Here is a 20,962-nt window from a genome sequence, read left to right as displayed (position 1 = left end):
ACGTACCAGCTAACTTAAATATCGCTCGAACGAGCATTTCTTTATAATCAAAAAGTAGCTGTTCAGCGAACTGTATAAAAGGATTCTAAAATGCCATGGATTAGCGGCGCATTGTTTTTAATATGTTTACTACTAATACTAAGTTTTCGCGAGTACATTAAAAAGCGACATCGACACGACAGCATCTTAGTCGAGGTAAAAGACTTACACTATCAACCCGCAAGGGTTAAATTGAAAGCTCGTAAAGCTAATCAAATTGTTTTTCTGAGAACGGATTCAAATTTATGCTCTGAATACCTACTTTTTCCGGAGCTAGGATTATCGATAAGACTCAAACTTAATAAACAAGTATCGGTGAACTTTTCTGCTTATCCGCCAGGCGAGTATGAGTTTTATAGCGCGATGAATGTGTATTCTGGGAAGCTTACAATAGTGTAGCTCGGTGTAGGCTGACAAACACCGAAAGTGTCATGCTTTACAAAAGAGTATCATACTACTTTTTGATTATTGATATACTCCGACCGGCGGCTCTTCTCTTATCTGAAACAGCAGTTTGGAGCCTGCCTTTGGAAAGCCTGATCCTTGTCTATTGATGCCAGTCAAAGATGACTGATAGACTACAAAGTGCGTAAAACAGACGTTTCAATGACTTACTCCTATATTCAAAAAAACGTTCCTATGATCGTTTTATCTTCTTAAAAAATTAATTAATGATTAAAAATATATCTTTGGCAACACGGCAGTTAATATATTAAAACCAACAAATTATATAAATGACCCATGGGTTCGATATTAAGTTGTTAAGCTCACAAGGAAAAAAGCGTGCTGATATCCAGATATCTTGATGAACCATGCCCCAAGTGCGGTGTTACAGGAAAGTATGGGAACGTCAATGTCAGTAGAAACATCCTAAATAGAGGGTGTAATAGTTGTGGAGAACGGACAATGTTCCCTCTCCCAGATATTCGAAAAAAGATAATTTATCTTGATCAGTTTTTTCTGTCTCATGCTTTTAGGGATCAAGAGCGATCATTTATAGATGCGGCCAATCGCATAAAAGACATGGCTGCTAGGCAATTAGTTGTATGTCCATATTCATCCGTTCATACAGACGAAACGCACTTGTGGAGACACGAGCAACAAGAAAACCTCTATAAATTCATAAAGCAAACTGCACGCGGCTATAAATTTAGAGAAGCCTACGAGATCAAGCTGGAACAAATGCATCGATTATTTGACGCATTTAGGTCCAATTCAGAAATTATTCAACCTATCGAAGAGCGCGATGCATTTCGCGATGAAATCCATGGATGGGATGATTATATTTGGATCGATTTACGTCCCTACTTGGGAGACTTAGAGGCTATGCGACAAGGAAAGGCTGCTGCAATCGAAGGTCTGGTAAATCTGTTCCCGGACTGGGCAAAACTGACAACTTCCTTCGAAGAAGATGTAAGTATGGAGGCCAGAGGATACGGGATATCTTTGCTTAATCAGTATTTGCAGATGGTTGCCAATGTTGGAACTGGAAACCTGATGAGTTATATGGATGCCCCAATGGACACGATGTACGTAGAATCGCTACTTCATTGTGATAGAACAACCATGAAAATTGATGAGCGATTAAGAAGAATAAGCGCATTTTTTTCATCGCATTATTTTACAAGCATTCCAAATATAAAGGTTTCGTGTGGAATCTTTGCGGTTTTACGAAAGATGGTCAAGAACGGAGCATACACTAACCCCATCAATGCACGCCGGAAACTGGCTGGACTATTCTATGATTCTGAGTGCATTTCTGTTTTCGGTCCTTACAGCGATGCAATTTTTATAGACAGGGCCATGAAGCAATGGTGCGAGAACCCTGAATCAATGCTTTTAGAACCTTATGATACAAAGATATTTTCTGTAGGAAACTGGGATGAGTTTCACAGGTATCTAGATTCTGTGGAAGACAACTATACAGATGATGTGCGTGAAGCAATTAATTTGGTATATCCGGGAATTTATGCTTAATAAGTCAATCAATAGCTTGTACGACGCAGGACAGCCATACCGGATGTCGATTATTAAGGCGTTTAATGTCCATTGTTTGCCTATAGAGGACTCAGGTTTGTTTGAGCTTAATATGTTATCAATGGAATGACGTTCAGCATTCTTTTCTCGGTCAGTTAAAAAATTAAACGTATTGTTAAAAGTAGTCATCATAAAATGGCATTTTATAAAAATGAACGTAAGGTGAATCTGAATCGCTACTTTCAACAACTACACCATAGTGGGCTAAAACGCTATCGTAAAGCCTCATAACTCGTTCGAAAGGTTCAAACGAAGGCCAATTAGGATAGTCTTCATCAAGTGCGTTAAGAGAGTTAACCAACTCGAAAAAATAAGGTGTGAACCAGCTTTTATCCAATGCTGCTCTTACATTTGGTATTTCTGAAGGGCTTTCTTTTCTACCTATGCAGTCACCAATCATATATGAAGCAAACTTCATTAATTCAATAACTGCGTTTCCCACTTCTTCGATACCTTTAGTTACATCATGATGGTGCTGGTAGTCAATAAGAACTGAGTAGATGGACTTTTCGGATGTATCTAGAACACGCAAAAAAGTCTCTTGAAAAGCTTTTGGATCACTGTCTCCGATCGTGGCGGAAAGCTTTGTTGCAAAATACTCATCCCAAGATGCCTGACCAGCAAGTATTCTTAGATATTCGGTTACGCTATGAATTATCTTACCGTATGAATATTCTGGAAAGCACTCGTAAAATGCGTGATTTGATTCTACATGCGCACACTCGTGTGCGATTACGTTTATACCTTTTTCTATATGCTCTCCGTTAAAATCTAGCATAGGAACTAGATAATTAGCATTTAATATAAGATGAGATTTGATTTTACCGTCTCGCATAACTGCGGGAGCCATTGCGATTCCTTCTACATCACCTGTGCTTGGTTTTAATTCACCAAAACCATTAGAACCTCGATCTATTGCCGCGACCTCACTCGAATAATCATAAGCAATCGTTACTCCGTCCAAATTAGACAAGTTGAAACGTTTGGAGAGCTCGCTCAAAATATATATGCAAGTTTCTCCAAATTTTTTTGCAAACTCTTCACTCTCAAACTGCCTGAGTGAAATGGTCAAGTCCTCTGGAAGAGTTTTTTCCAAATGTTCAATATTACTATTCAAACTATTTTTCACCTACAATTCGGATTACTAATACAGTTGGGGCAATATCAACAATCGCAATTACAGATCCTATATTTTGTGCATAATTAACTTTAATCAAGAAATTTACGCCTCATCAGGCCAAATCTGATTGAGTCTAGAGCTTCTGCTTTACGAAGTGTGGCCAGCCCCGAATTTTCAAATCTGAATTTCTAATATTTGTCTTTAGGGGTCTATTCTCCCGAGCTGACCATCTGATGTCTGTTTATCGCTCTGAAGGGATTAAATTCATCTAAACAGATCCGTCCGCTATCTTGGGCAATCCAGCCAGTCGAAACGTCCACAAAGTATGATACATTTTTGTGAATCTTCACTTATCAATATTTATCTCGAAGCGCAAAAAGTTGTGCGTAGTCAGTGGTAATTTAATTTAAAATTCAGGGCTACATCATTGATTACTGATGACCTCGTTTCTCGCGAATAATAGCCTAAAGATGTTCATAATGTTGGGTGAGTCCAATTTCTAGCTAAAAGTCTTCTAGTCAATTAGTAGCCGTTCACATTGTCGTTTTTGCGCATACCAATTATTTATCTCATAAATGACAGAAAAGTAATCAAACTGTAATGCCAGTGCCGTGTTCCTAACATCTTACACCGTTAAAATTATGTTTAATATAAAAGCAACCTTATTGCTTTTTGTCTTGTTCCCGTATTGCCCCTAATTACTATGCAATTAGAGTCAAAAAAATATGAATCTATGCAAATACAGAGCACAGAAAAAAGTTAAACGCGCCAATAACACGACGGAGTCTAAATGACAGCAACTGAAAAAGTTACCCAAAAGACAGCGAATAACTGTTGTTGTAACAAGCAAGCCCAATCAGCGAGCGAAACTCCTGCGGTCAAAGACATAACCAACCAAGAGCCCAATAATCTATCAGAAAATCGATTTATAATTGAAGGAGCCAGTTGTGCCAGCTGCGTCAACAAAATTGAGGCGGCATTAAACAATCTGCCTGGGGTTGAACGAGCGGAGATGAACTTCGCTCAGCGTGTTGTCACGGTAACTGGAGATACATCGGTTTCAAATATTATAGAAGCGGTGGAAAAAGCCGGATACAAAGCAAAATTAGACGACAGCGACTCTGAGCAAGAAGCTCTGGACGAAAAAGAAAAAGCCGACTGGCAATACTACAAAAAATTAATGCGCGAAATGGCCGTTGCGTTGTCGCTTGGTGTGCCATTGATGATTTACAGTCTGGTCTTTGGCGAAATGACAGTAACAACTACTACAGAAAGACTCGTTTGGTTAACCGTCGGATTGCTGACTCTTGGCGTAATGGTTTTTGCGGGTAAACACTTTTATGTGGGCGCTTGGAATTCATTTAAAAATCATTCTGCGAATATGGACACATTAATAGCTCTCGGAACAGGAACTGCTTGGCTTTACTCAATGGTGGTTGTGTTTGCTCCTGATGTGGTTCCCCTAATGGCAAGACACGTATATTTTGAAGCGACTGCAATGATTATTGGTTTAATCAATCTTGGCTTAGCTCTTGAGATTAAAGCGCGAGGTAAGACTTCAGAAGCGATTAAGCGTTTAATTGGCCTGCAAGCTAAAACAGCCCGTGTTATTAGAAACGATAAAGATGAAGACATTCCAATAGAACAAGTATTGCTCGATGAGCTTATTCGAGTCAGGCCAGGTGAAAAAATATCAGTAGACGGCGTGGTGGTAGAAGGACACTCCACAGTTGACGAATCTATGTTGACCGGTGAGCCGATGCCTGTAGAAAAAACAGAGGGGGTAGAAGTCGTCGCTGGTACGATTAATAAATCAGGCTCAATTATTTTTAAGGCAACGCGCGTAGGCAAAAATACGGCGCTTGCTCAAATTATCAACATGGTAAAACGCGCTCAAAATTCAAAGCCTCCGATAGGACGTTTAGCCGATATCATTTCAGCTTACTTCGTGCCCGTTGTTATGATCATCGCCGTAATAAGCGCTCTAGTTTGGCTAAACTTTGGGCCGTCTCCAGCTATTGCTTACGCAATTGTGTCGGCAACAACAGTTCTCATCATCGCTTGTCCATGTGCACTTGGTTTAGCGACACCGATGTCAGTAATGGTAGGAGTAGGCAAAGCCGCAGAAGCTGGTGTGTTGATAAGAAACGGCGAGGCGCTGCAAACAGCCAGTAAAATTACTACGATGATTTTAGATAAGACAGGCACTATTACTGAGGGAGCACCTAAGGTAACCGATGTATTGTTAGCACCCGGTCAAGATGAAAAACAAGTGCTAATGCTCGCGTCGAGTATCGAAGCAGGCTCAGAACATCCTTTAGCGATGGCGATAGTTGAAAGTGCCAAATCAAAAAACATATTACCTAAAAAAGTCACTCAGTTCTCCTCGATTGCTGGGCAGGGCGTTGAAGCACAGCTTAAGGGTGACACGCTTTTGTTCGGTAACGAAAAGCTAATGAAAGAGCGAAATATTGACATTAGCGACTACGTCGAAAAAGCCCAAGGCTTAGCCTCTGAAGCTAAAACCCCAATGTATTTTGCGGTTAATTCATTACTTGTTGCAGTAATTGCAGTTGCCGACCCAATTAAAACTGATTCTATTGATGCAATAAAGCGCCTTCAGAACAATGGAATTCGGGTAGTAATGCTAACTGGCGATAATCGTTCAACGGCAAAGGCAGTAGCTGAAAAAGCAGGTATCACAGAGTTTGTGGCTGAAGTTATGCCTGAGGAAAAAGCAAATAAAGTAGCTGAGTATCAAACGATGGGAGAAATTGTGGGTATGACAGGTGACGGTATTAATGACGCACCCGCCCTAGCTCACGCAGATGTAGGCTTTGCAATAGGTACAGGTACTGACGTAGCCATTGAAAGCGCTGACATTACGCTAATGCGGGGCTCTCTTCATGGTCTTGCTGACGCAATTGCGGTGAGTAAAGCCACTCTAACCAATATTAAGCAAAACCTATTCGGAGCATTTATTTACAACGTTGCGGGTATTCCATTCGCTGCCGGTGTTTTATATCCATTTTTCGGTCTTTTATTAAGTCCAGTAATAGCTGGTGCTGCGATGGCGTTTTCATCACTAACAGTCGTCACCAACGCCAATCGTTTGCGATTGTTTAAAGCAAAAGAGCATTAGGAGATTGTGATGATGCTATGGATCAACCTTGTAGGAATTGCGCTTATTGTTCTAATCGTCTGGTGGTTTTGGTTGTACAAAGAGCACAATATTAGTATCGCTGAAGGCTCGTTAGAGGTCTTGGTAAAAGACGGTATTTACCAACCAGCACACATCAAAATCAGAGCGAATGAAGAAAGACAAATAGTATTTCATCGAGCTGATGCGACTCCTTGCGCAGAAATGCTATCAATACCCGATTTAGATATTTCAGAACGGCTACCTTTAAATAAGAAGACAGTTATATCTCTTCCAGCGCTACCATCAGGTGAGTACGCGTTTCACTGTCAAATGCAAATGTATAAAGGGAAGATAACGGTTCAATGATTCGTTAGCTTTCAAAAAGGAGAATAAATATGAGCAATTCAAATTTATCATTTTGGAAAACGCCTTCTGGGTGGGCTGCACTGGGACTCATTGCTGCTGCGAGTTACTTTTTATTTTTTGAGCATGGCGAGCATGTGTGGTCATATTTGCCTTACCTGATTCTGTTACTTTGCCCCTTTATGCATTTTTTTATGCATGGGAGTCACGGGCACGATCGTCATAATAACGAGCAAAAAGAGACAGAAGAAGACCAAATGACGTTCAAAGAAAGGCCTCAACAAAAAACAACTACAAACATCGAAGAAAAGAGAGAAAACGATGCACGGTGAATCCGACTATGGCCTATGGGGCTTAGTTTTCATAAATTCGGCCATTTTTATATTTTTTGCATTTAGCTTTGTAAAACCACAATCAAAGACCGATTGGAGAAGCTTGGGTGCTTTTTCCGCTTTTATACTTGCTTTGTTCACAGAAATGTATGGGTTTCCACTCACCATCTATTTTTTGTCAGGCTGGTTAACAGAGCTTTACCCAAACACAGATTTTTTTGCACATGAAAATGGACATTTGCTCCAAACGATTTTAGGTCTTGAGGGGGATGCCCATTGGAGCATATTGCACATTACTAGCAATGTACTCATCGTTGCTGGTTTCTTTATTTTATCTTCTGCGTGGAACGTTTTACATCATGCGCAGAAAAACCATTCGCTTGCCAATACAGGTTGGTATGCAAGATGTCGCCATCCACAGTATTTAGCTTTTATTATCATAATGTTTGGCTTTTTATTGCAATGGCCCACCATCCCGACATTGATCATGTTTCCAATATTGACACTAGTCTATATTCGCTTAGCGAAACGTGAAGAAAAGGCTGCGATAGCCGAATTTGGGGAGCGTTATTTAGCATACAAAGATAACACGCCTGCTTGGCTCCCTAAATTAAGCAGTTCAAATCTACAATATGGCAATTAACGTTTTTGTAAAACGCGATGGTCGAAGGTATCAACATATTTATAGGCAGGAAAAAACAATGAGTAACAAACATCATAGAGTTGGTGTAAATGAATTAAATTTAGTAATTCGTCACCTTCGACTGACGGGTGTGACTGCGGACAATTTAGACTTAATTGTCCGAGATATAGATTCAACCATCGGCGTTGATGCAGTGTCCTTTGAAGAGTCATCCAACACGCTTCATATTGGTTATGATGCGACGCATTGTGAACTGGATGGCATCGAGAATATAGTTCGAACGCACAGAGCCGACATTTCGGACGATTGGTGGACGCATTTCAAAGAAGGCTATTATCAATTTGTTGACGAAAATATTCGCGAAAATGCCAAACATAAGCCATGGAGCTGCCATACAACTGATCTGGGCAAGCGCTCTAAATAAAAAGACTTAAAACATCGTTCAAAACCTTTTTAATCTTAAGGAGACATTATCAATGCAGATTTCTAACAACACGCCAGTTTATCGACCGATTGTGAGTGACAAATTGGAAAAAAATCATCAAACAGCAGAAGCAGAAACATCCAACTGTAAAAAGAAAGAAGCTGGAGAAAGCGCCATTGCGGAGGCGAATAAAGTGAACGGTAATAACCAGACCGAGCCGAGTGAAATTAAGCAATCAATATCTGTGAAGGTGTAACTAGTAGAGCTCATATCTACACGTCTATCGGACTGATTCAATTTTATAGAATGTTCAGGCCGATAAACGTGCATTTCCCGCACTATATCCTCAAAGTTTTTTTATTCTAGCCATCATGGGCATGTCCTTCATCGTCATCATCTTTGCGCTTATGCCTGAGGAAAAAGCGCTCATAGGCAAAAACGGCAACAATGCCAATGCCAGCAATGATGATAATCTGTAAATCATCACTGCCTTTGATCCAAATGAATGCGAGAAGAACAACAGCATCTAATATAATTGCGGTGATCACCACCAGTGGGTTTGCTCCAACCTCTTTTCTAAGTACCTTTAATACGCCCCAATGAATGATAATATCCATTACTAAGTAAAAAATGGCTCCTAAAGATGCGATCCTTGAAAGATCAAAAAAAGCGGCAAGTAGTCCGGCAGCAACTACAGTAAAGACCAAAGTATGTTTTTGAATATTACCGGGCATACCAAAGTGCCGATGGGGGATCAAATTCATATCTGTCAACATTGCCAACATACGCGAAACCGCAAAAACGCTGGCTAGTAGACCCGATGCGGTCGCTATTATTGCAATACCCACCGTAAACCAAACACCATACTGTCCGATAGCGGGACGAGCCGTTTCAGCGAGTGCATAGTCTTTAGCTGCAACTATCTGTTTGACCGTTAATGTGGAGCCTACGGCATAGCAGACTAATAAATAGATAACCAAACAAATTAATAAAGACACTATAATGGCTCGCCCAACATTTTTGTTTGGGTCGACCACCTCGTCGCCGCTATTGGTGATAGTTGTAAATCCTTTGTAGGCTAAAATCGCCAAAGCGGTCCCAGCTAAAAATCCACTAGCAGAGGAATTTTCACTTACATCAGCACTAGCGGCTTGAAAAGCAAACCCTGCTGCCCAGAGTGCTACAAGGGCGAAAATTAATATGCCACCAATTTTCAAGACGGCTGTAACCTTAGATACACTTCCAATTACCTTGTTACCCGCAACATTTACAACAAATGCAAAAATGATGAGTCCGATAGCTAGTATCGGGACTAATATGCTATTTTCTTGCACATCAAATAACTGAAGGGTGTATGTGCCAAACGTTCGGGCCACCAGACTTTCATTGATAATCATTGAAAGTGCCATTAATAATGCGGCACCTCCGGTCACGGCACTTGGTCCATAGGCCTTTTTTAATATCATTGCGATCCCGCCCGCAGATGGATATTTGTTTGAAACCTTGATGTAACTGTAGGCACTAAATCCACTAATGATGGCGGCTATGATGAATGCAAGCGGGAAAAGCGAACCTGCATATTCCGCGACTTGACCGGTGAGCGCAAATATTCCTGCTCCAATCATTACACCAGTGCCCATCGCTATTGTACCGGTTAAACTTAAGCTTCCTTTTTCATAATCTTCGTTGTGAGAACTCATTGTAAATATTCCTTAAAATGCGGTTTAAGAAAGACTATTTTGTGGAGACACAAATCTATTTTGTTTTTAAAGCTTTAAATATGTCTCCACCGTCTTTAAATCATTGCGGTTGAGAGCATCCATAACCCTGCGGCAATCATAAAGAGATTTTCTGTGAGTGATACAAAGCCAAGCGGTACGTTACTATCACCGCCCACGCATGCACATTTGAGTTCACGCTTATCAATATACACCGCTTTGAATACTGAAACCGCGCCTACTGTCCCGATAAATAGAGAGACAGGGCCAACGAGATAACCAGACAGGCCTGCGAGCATTCCGATTCCAGCGAACGCTTCGGCAAAGGGGTAAATGTAGCCGTAGCGTATATTCCTCATAGCGAGTAAGTCATAGGTGATGAAGGAGTTCGTAAAACTATAGAGATCTTTAAGCTTTTGAATCGCTAATAAGCTCATGCTAAATGCAACAAATAATTCTATAACTTGAATGAAAAAATTGCTTTGAACAAAGGCATATGCGATTGCTAGTGCCATTAACAATGCAACTGAAAATATTGCAATGACAGGTGTATAGGTGGTGCCCGTTTGTCCTGCTTCCCCTAAATCAAAATATTCACGTAGATCGTCATACCCTCCGATTCTTTCTCCATTGATAAACGTTTGAGGGGTTGTTTCTACTTCGTGTTCGTTTTTGAACTTATCGGTTTCTTCACGACTTGCTAGCTTGTGGTCCTCTACTTGATACCCTTCTCGTTCCAGTAGGTCTTTAGATCGCAAGCCATAGGGACAAATGTGTTCATCTGTATGCATTCGATATAATTTTGCTCTTAATTCCATGGTCTTCTCCTAATTATAAGTAATTTGTAATTTTCCAATGGCGTGTCTATTTTTGACTGAAATCCGGTACTTGACGACTTTCAACTTCAGCTTCAGTTTTTACTTCACCATTCTTCTCTATGTCCTCTAGTAACCATTTCATTTCCTTGATTTCTCGCTCTTGCGCCGCAATGATTTCGTTTGCTAGCTTGAGGACTCGCTTATCTGAGATATTGGCTCGCTCGCTAGTTAAAATCGCAATAGAGTGATGCGGTATCATTGCTTTCATCCACGCTTCATCAGCGATGGTTGATTGAGAGCGGACTAGGTACAGTGAGATCACAAAGATGAGTCCGCTACCTAGCAAAATTGTCCAATTCTTGGCTTTGTTCTCATACATGTTAAGCATAAATAGCAACATAATGATTGCCATTATTGAGCCCATATAGATAGCCATGTAAAACCGCGTTTCGCTAAAAAAAATGTGGTCAAATGCATATGTATTGAAATACATCATTAACAGCATGGCCGCAGTTGATGTAAAGATCATTGCTAAAAATTTTGTATATTTAGTCATCACGTTATCCTGTCTGTCCTTCTAGGACTGATTCATTGTTTTAAATATTAGAGAGGCCGAACAGCTAACAAGCAAAAAGCCCGTCATTGCCTCCAAACCTGATAAGAAATTTAAATGCCCAATTGGCTCTAGTTGAGCTAATCCTAAGGTGGTTAAGTTAATGAGTGAGAAGTAATAAATTTCAATAAAATAAAGAGAACTTGATCCCTGCAAATCGCCTAGACCGATCTCTATAGATAACAGAAACCCTACGGCGAACCAAAAGGCAGCTATCAACTGGCTAAAGGTTATGCCATAAACTACTGCAATGAGCTTTAAGTATGCAGAAAGGTCTGAGCTAACAACGTAATTTTTTAACGCTCTGAGGCTTAAAAAATGACTCGTCGTAGCGAGGCCTATTGCCACTAAAGCTATCATCAACTGAATAATTACTTCCATTGATTGCTCCTTTTAAAAGCGCTTAAAACCAGAATCGAGCACCCACCACGAAACCAGTTTCACTTACCGACTCACCCTTGTTTCGAGCAATATCAGCGCTATTAACGAGACTCCGACTCCAATAAATGCCTGCGTATGGTGCAAACTCTCTTGCAAACTCATAGCGATATCGCAAACCTAAACGTATCGAATTGAGGCCAGAGGGGCGGTCAAACCTTTCAGATTCTGAAAGCGAACCAGCAAGGGCAAGTCTCGGTTGTAAGAATGACGTTTGGGTTACTCTTATTTCATATTCGGCTTCTACTGAGAAACTGACATCACCATCCTCATTAATCACAATGGAGTTATCCATTTCGAATTGATAAGGAGCAACCCCATACAAGCTAATGACGGCATAGTTCTCCATACTCGTATCGCTACTTAGCAGTCCTCTTGTGCCAATACCGACTTGAAATTCCCAAAATGGCGCAATTAATTTACTAGCAAGGAGCTCAGCTCGCTCTAAATCTGTTGGTTCGCCATCATCTTGCTTGTTTTCGCCTTCACTTTTGAAGTAAAGGCGATAGGTATCACCGCCGTACCATCCGATCATGTCCCACACTCCGATGTTTTCTTCATCGTTTGTGCGTGTATATTCAAAACGGTCAAATAAAATCATGCCCGTGTTGTACTGTTCGACTGGTTTTGGCCAATCTGATGGAATCTCTTGCGCATTAGACGATGCGCAAAGACCAATTAGTAAAGTACTGAAAATTTTAGACGTGTTTTTCATATAATTTCCCCTACGAGACCGATACGATTCTGAACATGCCCGCATCCATGTGATAGAGCAGGTGACAATGGAATGCCCAATTTCCGGGGGCATCTGCGCTTATCAAGAGCGACACTTTTTCGCTGGGTTTTAAACTTATCGTATGTTTTCGGGGGGGCGGATAATTCCCGTTTTCTAACTCCATCCACATACCGTGTAAGTGGATTGGATGGTTCATCATAGAATCGTTCACTAAAATCAAACGAATTCGTTCGCCATACCTAAAATGAATAGGGCCATCGACTTCGTTAAATTTGAGTCCATCAAACGACCACATATAACGTTCCATATTGCCAGTAAGATGTAATTCAATAGTTTGGGTCGGCTCTCTGGTGTCGGGCCATTCCTCAGCGCCGGTCAAGTCGCTATATAATAGTACCCGATGTTTTGCGTCCTCTAAGCCAATGCCTGGCTCATCAAGTCGACTGGTAGGGTTTGTTGCAAGCATACTTGCACCGGGTCCATGACCCTCCTCATCATGCTCAATATTAATATTATCTACCGGGAGTGCTCGCATATGCATCGATGAATGGTCATTCATTGTGTCCATTGATGACTCAGAAGACTCTTCTTTATTCATTGGCTTATTAGATTGCTTGTTCATGCCTTCCATCCCGGCCATATCTGAATTCATCCCCATGGCCGCCATGCCACGCTCTGGCATTTCACGCAATGTCGGCACAGGCGCTTCTTTCCCAAGTTCAGTACTAAGCGTTCCACGAACAAAGCCACTTCTGTCCATGCTTTCTGCAAAAAGAGTGTATGTAGTCGTGCCGATTGGCCTTACAATTACATCATAGGTTTCAGCAACCGCGATTCGAAGTTCATCGACTTTAACGGGTTTTATTGGTTGTCCATCAGCAGCCACTACCGTCATTTCGAGGCCCGGAATACGAAAATCAAAATACGTCATGGCGGAGCCATTTATGAGCCTTAATCGAATGCTTTCATTGGGCTTATAGAGCGCGGTCCAGTTGGTTTGAGCATCTCTGCCATTTATTAAATATGTATATGTGGAGCCTGTTACATCGAGAATATCTCTGGGATTCATCCGCATATTGGCCCACATAGCTCTTTCTTTTACTGTATTAAAAAAACCTTGCTTTTTAATATCGTTAACAGTGTCGCTTATGGTGCGTTGTTGATAGTTGTAGTAACCCTCTGCCACTTTCAAATGCCTGAACACATCGTGTGGATCTTCAAAGGTCCAATCGCTTAACTGAATGACATGCTCCCTGTCTGCACCTATGTCACCGTCGGAAGGGTCAATGATGACCGGGCCTAAGTGCCCCAGTTGCTCTTGCAGTCCCGAGTGGCTGTGATACCAATAGGTGCCGTTTTGTTTTATATCAAATTCATAGGTAAACGTAGAGTTCGGGTCGATACCAGGAAATGAAACGCCAGGTACTCCATCCATGTTAAATGGGAGAATAAAACCATGCCAATGAATAGACGTGCTGTCTGGTAATTCGTTGGTAACATGAATCTTAACTTGCTGACCTTCTCTTAACCGGAGCAATGGGCCAGGTGATATGTCGTTGATGGTAATAGGGCTTGCAACATCGCCGGCAATTTTCTTTTGCTGGCGAGAAATAGTCATGTTGATGTTTTTCCCACTTACTACTGCATCCCCGTAGTTTACCTCTGCAATACTGTTGTCATTTTTGCTATTGCTATAACCCTCTGCGAAAGCCCAAGGTGCTCTCATCTGACCTAGCAGGGCAAAGCCACCAGTGGCATAAGCCGCGTTTCTCAAAAAAATGCGCCTATGTTGCTTCATTCGATTATTCATAAGAACCTCACTTCTTTAGCGATATGTGCGATACGCTGCACTGTTTACATGTTTGTAAGGTAGTAACCTGACAAACTGCTTAAGAATTGAAGTTGATTTTAGGCGGCCTCAGGAGGCTAAACCCCGAGTAGAAATGATAAAAATTGAAGAAATAAAAGTTTGAAAAAGATGGTGCATTGATTGATTTCAAAACAGGTGCAACCATTGATGAAAGGTTAGAGCTCGAGCCTAATTTACACTCACAAACACCGTCACAACACTTACCGTCGCACTCTGTATGATCTTGATGTTCCGAGTGTTGCGAATGTTCCAAATGTTGCGTATTGTCAGAATGATGCTGAGTCGTTGCGGACTCAATGAAGTTGGCAGTTGCGTCATTTTTGTTTGAAGGCTCACATGCAACACTAGACAATGATAAAACAAGCAAAGCGAGGCACGCAGCGCATTTTACAAATGCATCAAGTAATCCTTTATCTGTTTTATTTGCGTTCATAATGTTGCTCAAACCCCGTCAATATCGGGTAAAAAGTTCACATATGTAGGTAAATAATGCAATCAACCTTACAGAAATAAAAAATCGCTCTTCTACAACAAATCAAGTCAAAACGCCCTAAGTCTTGGGAAGTAGAGCACAACTTAATGTCCATATAGTCACTCTCTCCTAGTCATATTTGAGAGTAGTGCAAAAAGCAGTCCGACTATGACTAGTCAAGCCTAGATGAGAGTTTTAGCCTCTTTCTTAATTGAAATAAGCGAATAAGTGGTGACGTATTCATGGCTTAATTTTTAATTTAAAGTGACCCAACGTGAAACGACACATAAACGAGCGGATCTGACAAATTTGTAATGCAACTGTAATCTAGCCGTTATGATTTTAAGCGGTATTTACTTTAAATTTCTGTCTGGAGCCTTTTTAATCTGTGCGGGATATCGAGAGTTAGTATGAAAATAGAAAGTGTAAGAGATATTTTAGAGTGGACCATGGATTTCCATAAACAACTAGCAAGCTGCCTCACGCATTGCGAACCAAATAATTCTGAGCGCTCAAAAATGGCAATGCAATACTTGATTGCTCATGAGGAGCATTTAGCAGCGCTTATTAAATCATTTTCAGTGAAAGCGGAATCTGGAGAGTTGGAAACGCTCTTTATAGAATATTTGGAAAAGAATCCAATAGTTTTACACGAACATTGCGACGGCGCATTTGAACAAAAGGCAGACTCAGAGATTGCAGCAATCGTAATTGAACAACATCAAGAAGTGATAGCACTTTATTCTTATCTAAGAGAGCAGGCTGTAATCCCTCATCATAAAGAACTTTTGGACAACTTACTGGCACTGGAAAATCAAGAAATTGTGCGGATGGCTCAAGGATTAAATAGATTTCAGGATATTTAATTTTATAACCCAATCGGTAAAACTAGCGTTTCATTGGAAATACTATTTATTGTGAGGCAACAACTTGTTATACCGTTCGCTAGCGAACGAGTCATTGAGGCTCAGTCGTTACGTTTTGCAGGGCAGTGCGAATCTACAATGCTGTCTATTCTGTGCAAAACACCGCATTCCTTGATTTTCTTATCGTCGTTACAAGCGGCTCGCATGGATTTAAGTGTTTTCTGTAGAGCGTTTAGCTCAGATATTCGATGCTTAATATCATCAATATGTTTGTCCATTGTAGCATTGACGTTTTCGCAACTGCTTTCTGGGTTAGTTCGTGTTTCTAGTACTAAACTAATTTCTTCAATCGTCATATCTAGCGAACGGCATTGCTTAATAAACAGCAACTGCTTTAGTGCTTCGTCCGAATAACTTCGATAATTCGATTGCGTGCGCTGTGGTGCTGCTAACAACGCCTTTCGTTCATAAAAGCGAATAGTTTGAATACTTAAGCCCGTTTTATCTGCTAACTGTCCTATTTTCATTTTACTTTACCTAATGCGCTTGACTCTATACCAAGTATAGAGTTTACACTTGTGTCATAAGTCAGTAAAGCGAGTGTTTTTATGAGCGGCTGTGGGTGCGACATTGAAATCAAAGACCAAGAACAAAAAAGGGTGTTGTATTGGTTATTAGGCATTAATGCCGTTATGTTCGTTGTTGAAATGAGTGTAGGGTTATTGGCTGACTCAACAGCGCTTATTGCTGATTCATTGGATATGCTTGCGGATGCGGTGGTGTATGGCATTGGTATTTATGCAGTGGGTAAAACCATCATTCACAAAGCAAATGCCGCAAAAATTAGCGGATATTTTCAATTGATTCTAGGCCTTATTATTTTATTAGATATTGCTCGTCGTTCGATATTAGGCAGTGACCCCGAGTCATTGTTAATGATGGGGATGGGGTTTGTTGCCTTAATCGCTAACGTTATATGTTTAGCAATCATTAGAAAACAGAAGAGTGGCGAAGTACATATGCGAGCGAGTTGGATTTTCTCGGCGAATGACGTTATTGCCAACGTGGGCGTAATTGTAGCGGGAGTGACGGTTTATCTATTTGACACTCGCTGGCCTGATTTAGTGATTGGCTTTATTGTTTCAATTATCGTCTTGCGGGGTGCAATCTTAATCTTAAAAGATGCCAAGCAAGAACTTCGTAATAACAGCGCATCTAATGGAGAAGTTTTATGAATTTTACGCAAGCAGCAAAGCCTTACGTAACCCAGAAATTGAATGAAGCACATAAATTATTTACTGACAAAGATGATGAGGCTGGATTTACAGCATTGGAAGATGCACATGTGATTGGGCAACATTCAACTTATCACCATACCCGAGTACACTATGAAATGCTCAAGTTTGGATTAAAACGTAAGGACTTTATAGAAGTCTTCGGGCAGCTCTTCAGGCTGATTGGTGCTGTTACCAAAACGGCTATTGGCTTGTTGCCGGAGGGCAATACGGGCGGGGCAAGTGTAAGCCCGTTCAAACTCATGCCGCTTTCACCTGCAAATAAAGTAATCTTGGATAAGATCAAACATGCACAGTCATAATCATTCACATAGCCATACGCACTCAGATGGAAATTCAGACGATGCATCAAGGCGCATTGGCTGGGCGTTCTTTTTAAATGTGGTGTTCACCATCATCGAGTTTATCGGTGGTTGGCTAACCAACAGCACCGCTATCATGGCAGACGCGGTGCATGACCTCGGCGATAGTTTGTCAATTGGCACAGCTTGGGGATTGAACAAACTTAGCGATAAATCAGCTAATAAAACCTTCTCATATGGATATAAGCGCTTTTCTTTATTGGGCGCGTTGATTAACGGTTTAGTGCTCACGGTAGGTTCTATTTGGATATTGTTTGAAGCAATCCCACGTTTGGCTGTGCCTGAAATGCCACAAGTAGAGGGGATGTTAGCCTTATCTATTTTTGGTATGGCAGTAAACGGTTTCGCCGCTTATAAACTAAGCGAAGGAACGTCATTAAATGAGCGCGTGCTTAATTGGCATTTGCTAGAAGATGTTCTCGGTTGGGTTGCCGTATTTATTGTATCCATCGTCTTAATGTTTAAGCCTTGGGCGATTTTAGATCCCATCCTGTCCATTGGCTTTACTTTGTTCATCCTCTTCAATGTGTTTCGTAACCTAAAAGAAACCCTGATGCTATTTTTACAGGCAACGCCAGATGAAGAGCAAATGTCAAAAATCCGAAACGACTTGCTTGCAAACGATAAGATAAGCGACCTCCATCATTTTCATATTTGGTCTTTAGACGGAGAGCGCAATGTGATGACTGTCCACCTTGTGTTGGAAGGTGAAGTCAGTGTTGAGCACATACAGTCATTGAAAGAGGGCATACAAAGCTCATTAGCAAAGTATCATTTTGAACATACCACAGTAGAGCTGGAATTTGCTGACGAACAATGTCGTGACGAAGTGAAATAGGCTTGGTAGACTGGCACTTATGAAAAATTTAAAACGAATAAGTTACATCATGATCTCGCTGATACTCTTTCAGTCGTTTTCTGCTGTGGCCAATTCGTTAGATTTTCATGCAATAGACACACAACATTTGCAACATGAACATCAGCATTCAGAGCACAATCAAGCTTCAAATGATATGCCAACTAAAGTGCTTGGTGAGTCAGCAAAAGCAGATCACCATAACCCTGCCGATTGCCATCATTGTGGCCACTGCCACGGTACGCATGCGCAGTGGTTAGGCCAGCACGACATCAACAATCTACAATCTGTGGTGTCTACCCACAACTTTAATTATTTGGATGCGATTATCGACGCACCCATCAACCGATTACTACGCCCACCCAAAACACTATCCTAATATCGCTTTCGATAGTGTCTCGCTGAGAAAAAGCGCGTCACTGAATATTGATAAATTATTAGGATATTCTAATGAAAATGTTTCATATTTTTGTGCATGCACGCGCCATTGCGTTTGCTTGCATGCTGGGCTTAACATTGAGTCCAATTGCCGCACAAGCGGTGCAAACTAGTCGCTATTTAGATGAAGGTGTTCAAGCGCCCGTACGAGAAACGCTGAGCCTTGAAGATACAATCAGACTTACACTTGCCAATAATCCAAGTTTGTATGAGTTTGAATTTAGACAGCGAGTGATTGACGGTGAATCAAAAACTGCCGCGCTTAAACCCGCACTGAATGCTGGGATTGAACTAGAAAACTTTATGGGAACCGGCGAGGTGTCGGGCATTAAGGAGCTCGAAGTCAGTTTGACCTTGTCATCTGTACTACAGCTCAACGACAAGCCTAGCGCAAGATTGGACGTACTCTCTGAGCGTAAAATACAACAAGAGGTGGAAAAGAAAATACGCACATTGGATGTCCTTGGCGAGCTGAATCGTCGGTACATCGATGCACTTGTATTGCAAGCCACCTTAGACGTGCAAAACGATGCAGAGACACTTGCACTCTATACCTATAACGCAGTTTCTAAGCGCGTTGATGCAGGCGCGTCACCATTGCTAGAGCAAAAACGCGCCCAAGCAGCGCTAGCCCAAGCAAAACTCGATGTTAAATTAGCTCAAGAAGGTCTTCAATTTGCACTGCGCAGTCTTGCCACCATGTGGGGCGAACAAACGCCCACTTTTAAGCGTGTGGAAGGTAAGCTTTTTGCGTTTCAAGACATTGGGTCATTCGAGATGCTTTCTGCCGCTATCCAAAGCAGTCCGCATATAGACTTGTTTGCAAAACAAAGCCGTGTTCAAGCAGCACAGCTCAGATTAGTGCAAGCCAATAATCGAGCTGACATTGAGTGGTCGGCGGGTATTCGACGAATACAAGGTATTGATGAAACTGCTTTAATAGCCGGGATCAGCGTGCCATTGTTTCAACAAAAACGAAACTTAGGTGAATACGAGGCGCAAAAAGCTCGCCTTGATGCAATAGAGGTGCAAAAACAGAGTAATGTGCGCAGTCTTTTACATTCAGTTAATCAAGCCTTAGGTGAGCACACCCGCGCATTATTAGAGGTTGACGCTATCCAACAAACTGTCATACCGCCTCTTACAGAAGCCTTGGAGTTAGTCGAAAGCGCCTATTTAGATGGCCGGTTTAGCTATTTGGAGTGGGTATCTACTCGACAAGAGTTCTTAAATACGCGCCTGACATTAATTGAGGCGGCGTCTCAAGTGCACCTAAGCAAAACAGAAATTGAAACGCTTACCGGTCTCGCACTTAAGGCTTCACAAAGCAGCACTGCAAAAACGGATACTGCAAAGAGCAACGCTTCCAAAAAGCTAGCGCACGACATCACTATGCAGCAGCCATCAAACATTTCGATAAGAAGTAACTATCATGAATAAATTTACTCTATTAAAAACATTCACAATATTAAAAGTACTCGTTTTAAGCATCACGCTAATGATGATACATGGGGCGGTGAGCGCGGGAGACAAACACGCAGACGGTGATTCTCATGAGGATGATAAACACGCTGGTGAAGTCGTTGCGATGAGCGACGAGACTGCTTTGCAAAATGGCATTACTACCACAAATGTTATTGCTGGCGACATTGCACTCTCGACCACACTTTATGGCCGAATAAGTGCAGATCCTGCTTCTTTGAGTCATATCAGAGCGCGTTTTGACGGTGTGATCAACGATGTCAAAGTCAACATTGGCGACACCGTTAAAAAAGGAGATATTTTAGCGGTCGTAGAATCAAATGAGAGTTTAAAAAGCTACTCAATTACATCTCCATTTGATGGCAACGTAATAGCTCGGCATGCCAACAATGGTGAGTTATCAAACGGACAAGTACTTTTTTCCTTAGCCAACTACAAGGATGTGTGGGCACAATTAACCGTGTTCTCGCAGCACCTCGGCAAAATTAAGGTCGGACAAGCTGTTGAATTAAGGCATGCAAACTTTGAGCAGCTATCTGAAATTGCTTACCTGACACCATCTGCTGATAGTAGTCCGCATTCGCTTGCTAATGTCACTGTTGACAATAGCAGTGGCTATTGGCCATTAGGCACCTTGGTAAAAGCGCAGGTAACGACAACCACCAAGGCCGTGAGTCATATGGTGCCTGTGACTGCCGTGCAAGAGTATGAAGAAAAGCAAGTGGTATTTGTTAACCATGATAATGAATATAAACCACGACCCGTGCAGCTCGGTGTAACTGATGGTCGCTATATTGAAGTCATAAGCGGCATTGAAATAGGTGAGCGTGTGGTGGCTACAAATAGTTACCTGATCAAAGCAGATCTAGAAAAATCGGAGGCCGGTCATGATCATTAA

23 protein-coding genes are annotated in these 20,962 nt (G+C 41.5%); 15 read left to right on the top strand and 8 right to left on the bottom strand.

From position 1 onward, the window contains the following. The first annotated feature begins 90 nt into the window (after nucleotides 1-90). Nucleotides 91-438, top strand: coding sequence for a cupredoxin domain-containing protein (locus ALT761_RS20950; protein ID WP_052009990.1), 348 nt, complete (start codon nucleotides 91-93; stop codon nucleotides 436-438). Between the two features lie 507 nt (nucleotides 439-945). Continuing rightward, a complete protein-coding gene (locus ALT761_RS10785; protein ID WP_032094226.1) occupies nucleotides 946-2,016 on the top strand; it encodes a hypothetical protein in 1,071 nt (356 codons plus the stop codon). 175 nt (nucleotides 2,017-2,191) lie between these two features. Here ALT761_RS10785 and ALT761_RS10780 read toward each other — a convergent pair whose 3' ends face one another. After that, the gene (locus ALT761_RS10780) at nucleotides 2,192-3,193 is read right to left on the bottom strand and encodes a hypothetical protein (RefSeq protein WP_032094225.1); all 1,002 of its coding nucleotides are present in this window, start codon (nucleotides 3,191-3,193) and stop codon (nucleotides 2,192-2,194) included. Nucleotides 3,194-3,986: 793 nt separating this feature from the next. Between ALT761_RS10780 and ALT761_RS10775 the strand changes: the two genes are divergently transcribed. Genes ALT761_RS10775 through ALT761_RS10750 form a run of 6 tightly spaced genes read left to right on the top strand, consistent with a single transcriptional unit; the run spans nucleotide 3,987 to nucleotide 8,356 of the window. After that, nucleotides 3,987-6,338: a heavy metal translocating P-type ATPase gene (locus ALT761_RS10775; protein WP_172602874.1), complete on the top strand. Its 2,352-nt coding sequence runs from the start codon at nucleotides 3,987-3,989 to the stop codon at nucleotides 6,336-6,338. A gap of 9 nt (nucleotides 6,339-6,347) precedes the next feature. Further along, complete coding sequence (locus ALT761_RS10770; RefSeq protein WP_172602873.1) at nucleotides 6,348-6,704, top strand: cupredoxin domain-containing protein; 357 nt, start codon at nucleotides 6,348-6,350, stop codon at nucleotides 6,702-6,704. 29 nt (nucleotides 6,705-6,733) lie between these two features. After that, a complete protein-coding gene (locus tag ALT761_RS10765; protein ID WP_032094224.1) occupies nucleotides 6,734-7,033 on the top strand; it encodes a DUF2933 domain-containing protein in 300 nt (99 codons plus the stop codon). Further along, nucleotides 7,023-7,676, top strand: a complete 654-nt coding sequence (locus tag ALT761_RS10760) for a methyltransferase family protein (RefSeq protein ID WP_032094223.1) — start codon at nucleotides 7,023-7,025, stop codon at nucleotides 7,674-7,676. The genes ALT761_RS10765 and ALT761_RS10760 overlap by 11 nt, the downstream gene beginning before the upstream one ends. A gap of 58 nt (nucleotides 7,677-7,734) precedes the next feature. Next, entirely contained in the window at nucleotides 7,735-8,100 is a 366-nt protein-coding gene (locus tag ALT761_RS10755) for a hypothetical protein (protein WP_032094222.1), read from the top strand. 52 nt (nucleotides 8,101-8,152) lie between these two features. Further along, nucleotides 8,153-8,356, top strand: a complete 204-nt coding sequence (locus ALT761_RS10750; protein ID WP_032094221.1) for a hypothetical protein — start codon at nucleotides 8,153-8,155, stop codon at nucleotides 8,354-8,356. 106 nt (nucleotides 8,357-8,462) lie between these two features. Here ALT761_RS10750 and ALT761_RS10745 read toward each other — a convergent pair whose 3' ends face one another. The 6 genes from ALT761_RS10745 to ALT761_RS10720 all read right to left on the bottom strand — a co-directional run bounded on the left by ALT761_RS10745 (nucleotide 8,463) and on the right by ALT761_RS10720 (nucleotide 14,233). Then, nucleotides 8,463-9,800 carry an APC family permease gene (locus tag ALT761_RS10745; protein ID WP_129738612.1) on the bottom strand — a complete coding sequence of 446 codons (1,338 nt, stop codon included), beginning with the start codon at nucleotides 9,798-9,800 and terminating at the stop codon, nucleotides 8,463-8,465. Between the two features lie 95 nt (nucleotides 9,801-9,895). Next, nucleotides 9,896-10,636, bottom strand: a complete 741-nt coding sequence (locus ALT761_RS10740) for a MauE/DoxX family redox-associated membrane protein (protein ID WP_032094219.1) — start codon at nucleotides 10,634-10,636, stop codon at nucleotides 9,896-9,898. 46 nt (nucleotides 10,637-10,682) lie between these two features. Next, entirely contained in the window at nucleotides 10,683-11,192 is a 510-nt protein-coding gene (locus tag ALT761_RS10735) for a DUF305 domain-containing protein (RefSeq protein WP_032094218.1), read from the bottom strand. Between the two features lie 21 nt (nucleotides 11,193-11,213). Further along, complete coding sequence (locus ALT761_RS10730) at nucleotides 11,214-11,630, bottom strand: hypothetical protein (RefSeq protein WP_032094217.1); 417 nt, start codon at nucleotides 11,628-11,630, stop codon at nucleotides 11,214-11,216. Nucleotides 11,631-11,652: 22 nt separating this feature from the next. Continuing rightward, nucleotides 11,653-12,402: a copper resistance protein B gene (locus ALT761_RS10725; protein WP_032094216.1), complete on the bottom strand. Its 750-nt coding sequence runs from the start codon at nucleotides 12,400-12,402 to the stop codon at nucleotides 11,653-11,655. Between the two features lie 10 nt (nucleotides 12,403-12,412). Further along, nucleotides 12,413-14,233: a copper resistance system multicopper oxidase gene (locus tag ALT761_RS10720; RefSeq protein WP_032094215.1), complete on the bottom strand. Its 1,821-nt coding sequence runs from the start codon at nucleotides 14,231-14,233 to the stop codon at nucleotides 12,413-12,415. 942 nt (nucleotides 14,234-15,175) lie between these two features. Here ALT761_RS10720 and ALT761_RS10715 point away from each other — a divergent pair. Further along, a complete protein-coding gene (locus tag ALT761_RS10715) occupies nucleotides 15,176-15,631 on the top strand; it encodes a hypothetical protein (RefSeq protein ID WP_013783939.1) in 456 nt (151 codons plus the stop codon). Nucleotides 15,632-15,732: 101 nt separating this feature from the next. Here ALT761_RS10715 and cadR read toward each other — a convergent pair whose 3' ends face one another. Continuing rightward, complete coding sequence (cadR, locus tag ALT761_RS10710) at nucleotides 15,733-16,158, bottom strand: Cd(II)/Pb(II)-responsive transcriptional regulator (protein ID WP_032094213.1); 426 nt, start codon at nucleotides 16,156-16,158, stop codon at nucleotides 15,733-15,735. An 81-nt stretch (nucleotides 16,159-16,239) separates the two neighbouring features. Here cadR and ALT761_RS10705 point away from each other — a divergent pair, with 81 nt between their 5' ends. From ALT761_RS10705 to ALT761_RS10680, 6 genes are all read left to right on the top strand, one after another. Next, entirely contained in the window at nucleotides 16,240-16,866 is a 627-nt protein-coding gene (locus ALT761_RS10705) for a cation transporter (RefSeq protein ID WP_032094212.1), read from the top strand. Continuing rightward, nucleotides 16,863-17,228, top strand: a complete 366-nt coding sequence (locus ALT761_RS10700; RefSeq protein ID WP_032094211.1) for a DUF3703 domain-containing protein — start codon at nucleotides 16,863-16,865, stop codon at nucleotides 17,226-17,228. Before ALT761_RS10705 ends, ALT761_RS10700 begins: the two co-directional genes overlap by 4 nt. Further along, nucleotides 17,215-18,126 carry a cation diffusion facilitator family transporter gene (locus tag ALT761_RS10695; protein ID WP_032094210.1) on the top strand — a complete coding sequence of 304 codons (912 nt, stop codon included), beginning with the start codon at nucleotides 17,215-17,217 and terminating at the stop codon, nucleotides 18,124-18,126. Before ALT761_RS10700 ends, ALT761_RS10695 begins: the two co-directional genes overlap by 14 nt. 19 nt (nucleotides 18,127-18,145) lie before the next feature. Beyond that, entirely contained in the window at nucleotides 18,146-18,523 is a 378-nt protein-coding gene (locus ALT761_RS10690) for a hypothetical protein (protein WP_032094209.1), read from the top strand. Between the two features lie 71 nt (nucleotides 18,524-18,594). After that, entirely contained in the window at nucleotides 18,595-20,022 is a 1,428-nt protein-coding gene (locus ALT761_RS10685; protein ID WP_032094208.1) for a TolC family protein, read from the top strand. Continuing rightward, a complete protein-coding gene (locus ALT761_RS10680; protein ID WP_032094207.1) occupies nucleotides 20,015-20,962 on the top strand; it encodes an efflux RND transporter periplasmic adaptor subunit in 948 nt (315 codons plus the stop codon). The genes ALT761_RS10685 and ALT761_RS10680 overlap by 8 nt, the downstream gene beginning before the upstream one ends.

The sequence above is a fragment of the Alteromonas sp. 76-1 genome, from assembly GCF_900654235.1.
Classification (GTDB): domain Bacteria; phylum Pseudomonadota; class Gammaproteobacteria; order Enterobacterales; family Alteromonadaceae; genus Alteromonas; species Alteromonas naphthalenivorans.
This window is presented reverse-complemented; position numbering and strand designations above follow the sequence as displayed.

What these genes read in the sequence shown, in the direction of transcription:
- ALT761_RS20950 (WP_052009990.1), top strand. Translation starts at nt 91, where the DNA reads ATGCCATGGATTAGCGGCGCATTGTTTTTAATATGTTTACTACTAATA.
- ALT761_RS10785 (WP_032094226.1), top strand. Translation starts at nt 946, where the DNA reads ATGTTCCCTCTCCCAGATATTCGAAAAAAGATAATTTATCTTGATCAG.
- ALT761_RS10775 (WP_172602874.1), top strand. Translation starts at nt 3,987, where the DNA reads ATGACAGCAACTGAAAAAGTTACCCAAAAGACAGCGAATAACTGTTGT.
- ALT761_RS10770 (WP_172602873.1), top strand. Translation starts at nt 6,348, where the DNA reads ATGATGCTATGGATCAACCTTGTAGGAATTGCGCTTATTGTTCTAATC.
- ALT761_RS10765 (WP_032094224.1), top strand. Translation starts at nt 6,734, where the DNA reads ATGAGCAATTCAAATTTATCATTTTGGAAAACGCCTTCTGGGTGGGCT.
- ALT761_RS10760 (WP_032094223.1), top strand. Translation starts at nt 7,023, where the DNA reads ATGCACGGTGAATCCGACTATGGCCTATGGGGCTTAGTTTTCATAAAT.
- ALT761_RS10755 (WP_032094222.1), top strand. Translation starts at nt 7,735, where the DNA reads ATGAGTAACAAACATCATAGAGTTGGTGTAAATGAATTAAATTTAGTA.
- ALT761_RS10750 (WP_032094221.1), top strand. Translation starts at nt 8,153, where the DNA reads ATGCAGATTTCTAACAACACGCCAGTTTATCGACCGATTGTGAGTGAC.
- ALT761_RS10745 (WP_129738612.1), bottom strand. Translation starts at nt 9,800, where the DNA reads ATGAGTTCTCACAACGAAGATTATGAAAAAGGAAGCTTAAGTTTAACC.
- ALT761_RS10740 (WP_032094219.1), bottom strand. Translation starts at nt 10,636, where the DNA reads ATGGAATTAAGAGCAAAATTATATCGAATGCATACAGATGAACACATT.
- ALT761_RS10735 (WP_032094218.1), bottom strand. Translation starts at nt 11,192, where the DNA reads ATGACTAAATATACAAAATTTTTAGCAATGATCTTTACATCAACTGCG.
- ALT761_RS10730 (WP_032094217.1), bottom strand. Translation starts at nt 11,630, where the DNA reads ATGGAAGTAATTATTCAGTTGATGATAGCTTTAGTGGCAATAGGCCTC.
- ALT761_RS10725 (WP_032094216.1), bottom strand. Translation starts at nt 12,402, where the DNA reads ATGAAAAACACGTCTAAAATTTTCAGTACTTTACTAATTGGTCTTTGC.
- ALT761_RS10720 (WP_032094215.1), bottom strand. Translation starts at nt 14,233, where the DNA reads ATGAATAATCGAATGAAGCAACATAGGCGCATTTTTTTGAGAAACGCG.
- ALT761_RS10715 (WP_013783939.1), top strand. Translation starts at nt 15,176, where the DNA reads ATGAAAATAGAAAGTGTAAGAGATATTTTAGAGTGGACCATGGATTTC.
- cadR (WP_032094213.1), bottom strand. Translation starts at nt 16,158, where the DNA reads ATGAAAATAGGACAGTTAGCAGATAAAACGGGCTTAAGTATTCAAACT.
- ALT761_RS10705 (WP_032094212.1), top strand. Translation starts at nt 16,240, where the DNA reads ATGAGCGGCTGTGGGTGCGACATTGAAATCAAAGACCAAGAACAAAAA.
- ALT761_RS10700 (WP_032094211.1), top strand. Translation starts at nt 16,863, where the DNA reads ATGAATTTTACGCAAGCAGCAAAGCCTTACGTAACCCAGAAATTGAAT.
- ALT761_RS10695 (WP_032094210.1), top strand. Translation starts at nt 17,215, where the DNA reads ATGCACAGTCATAATCATTCACATAGCCATACGCACTCAGATGGAAAT.
- ALT761_RS10690 (WP_032094209.1), top strand. Translation starts at nt 18,146, where the DNA reads ATGAAAAATTTAAAACGAATAAGTTACATCATGATCTCGCTGATACTC.
- ALT761_RS10685 (WP_032094208.1), top strand. Translation starts at nt 18,595, where the DNA reads ATGAAAATGTTTCATATTTTTGTGCATGCACGCGCCATTGCGTTTGCT.
- ALT761_RS10680 (WP_032094207.1), top strand. Translation starts at nt 20,015, where the DNA reads ATGAATAAATTTACTCTATTAAAAACATTCACAATATTAAAAGTACTC.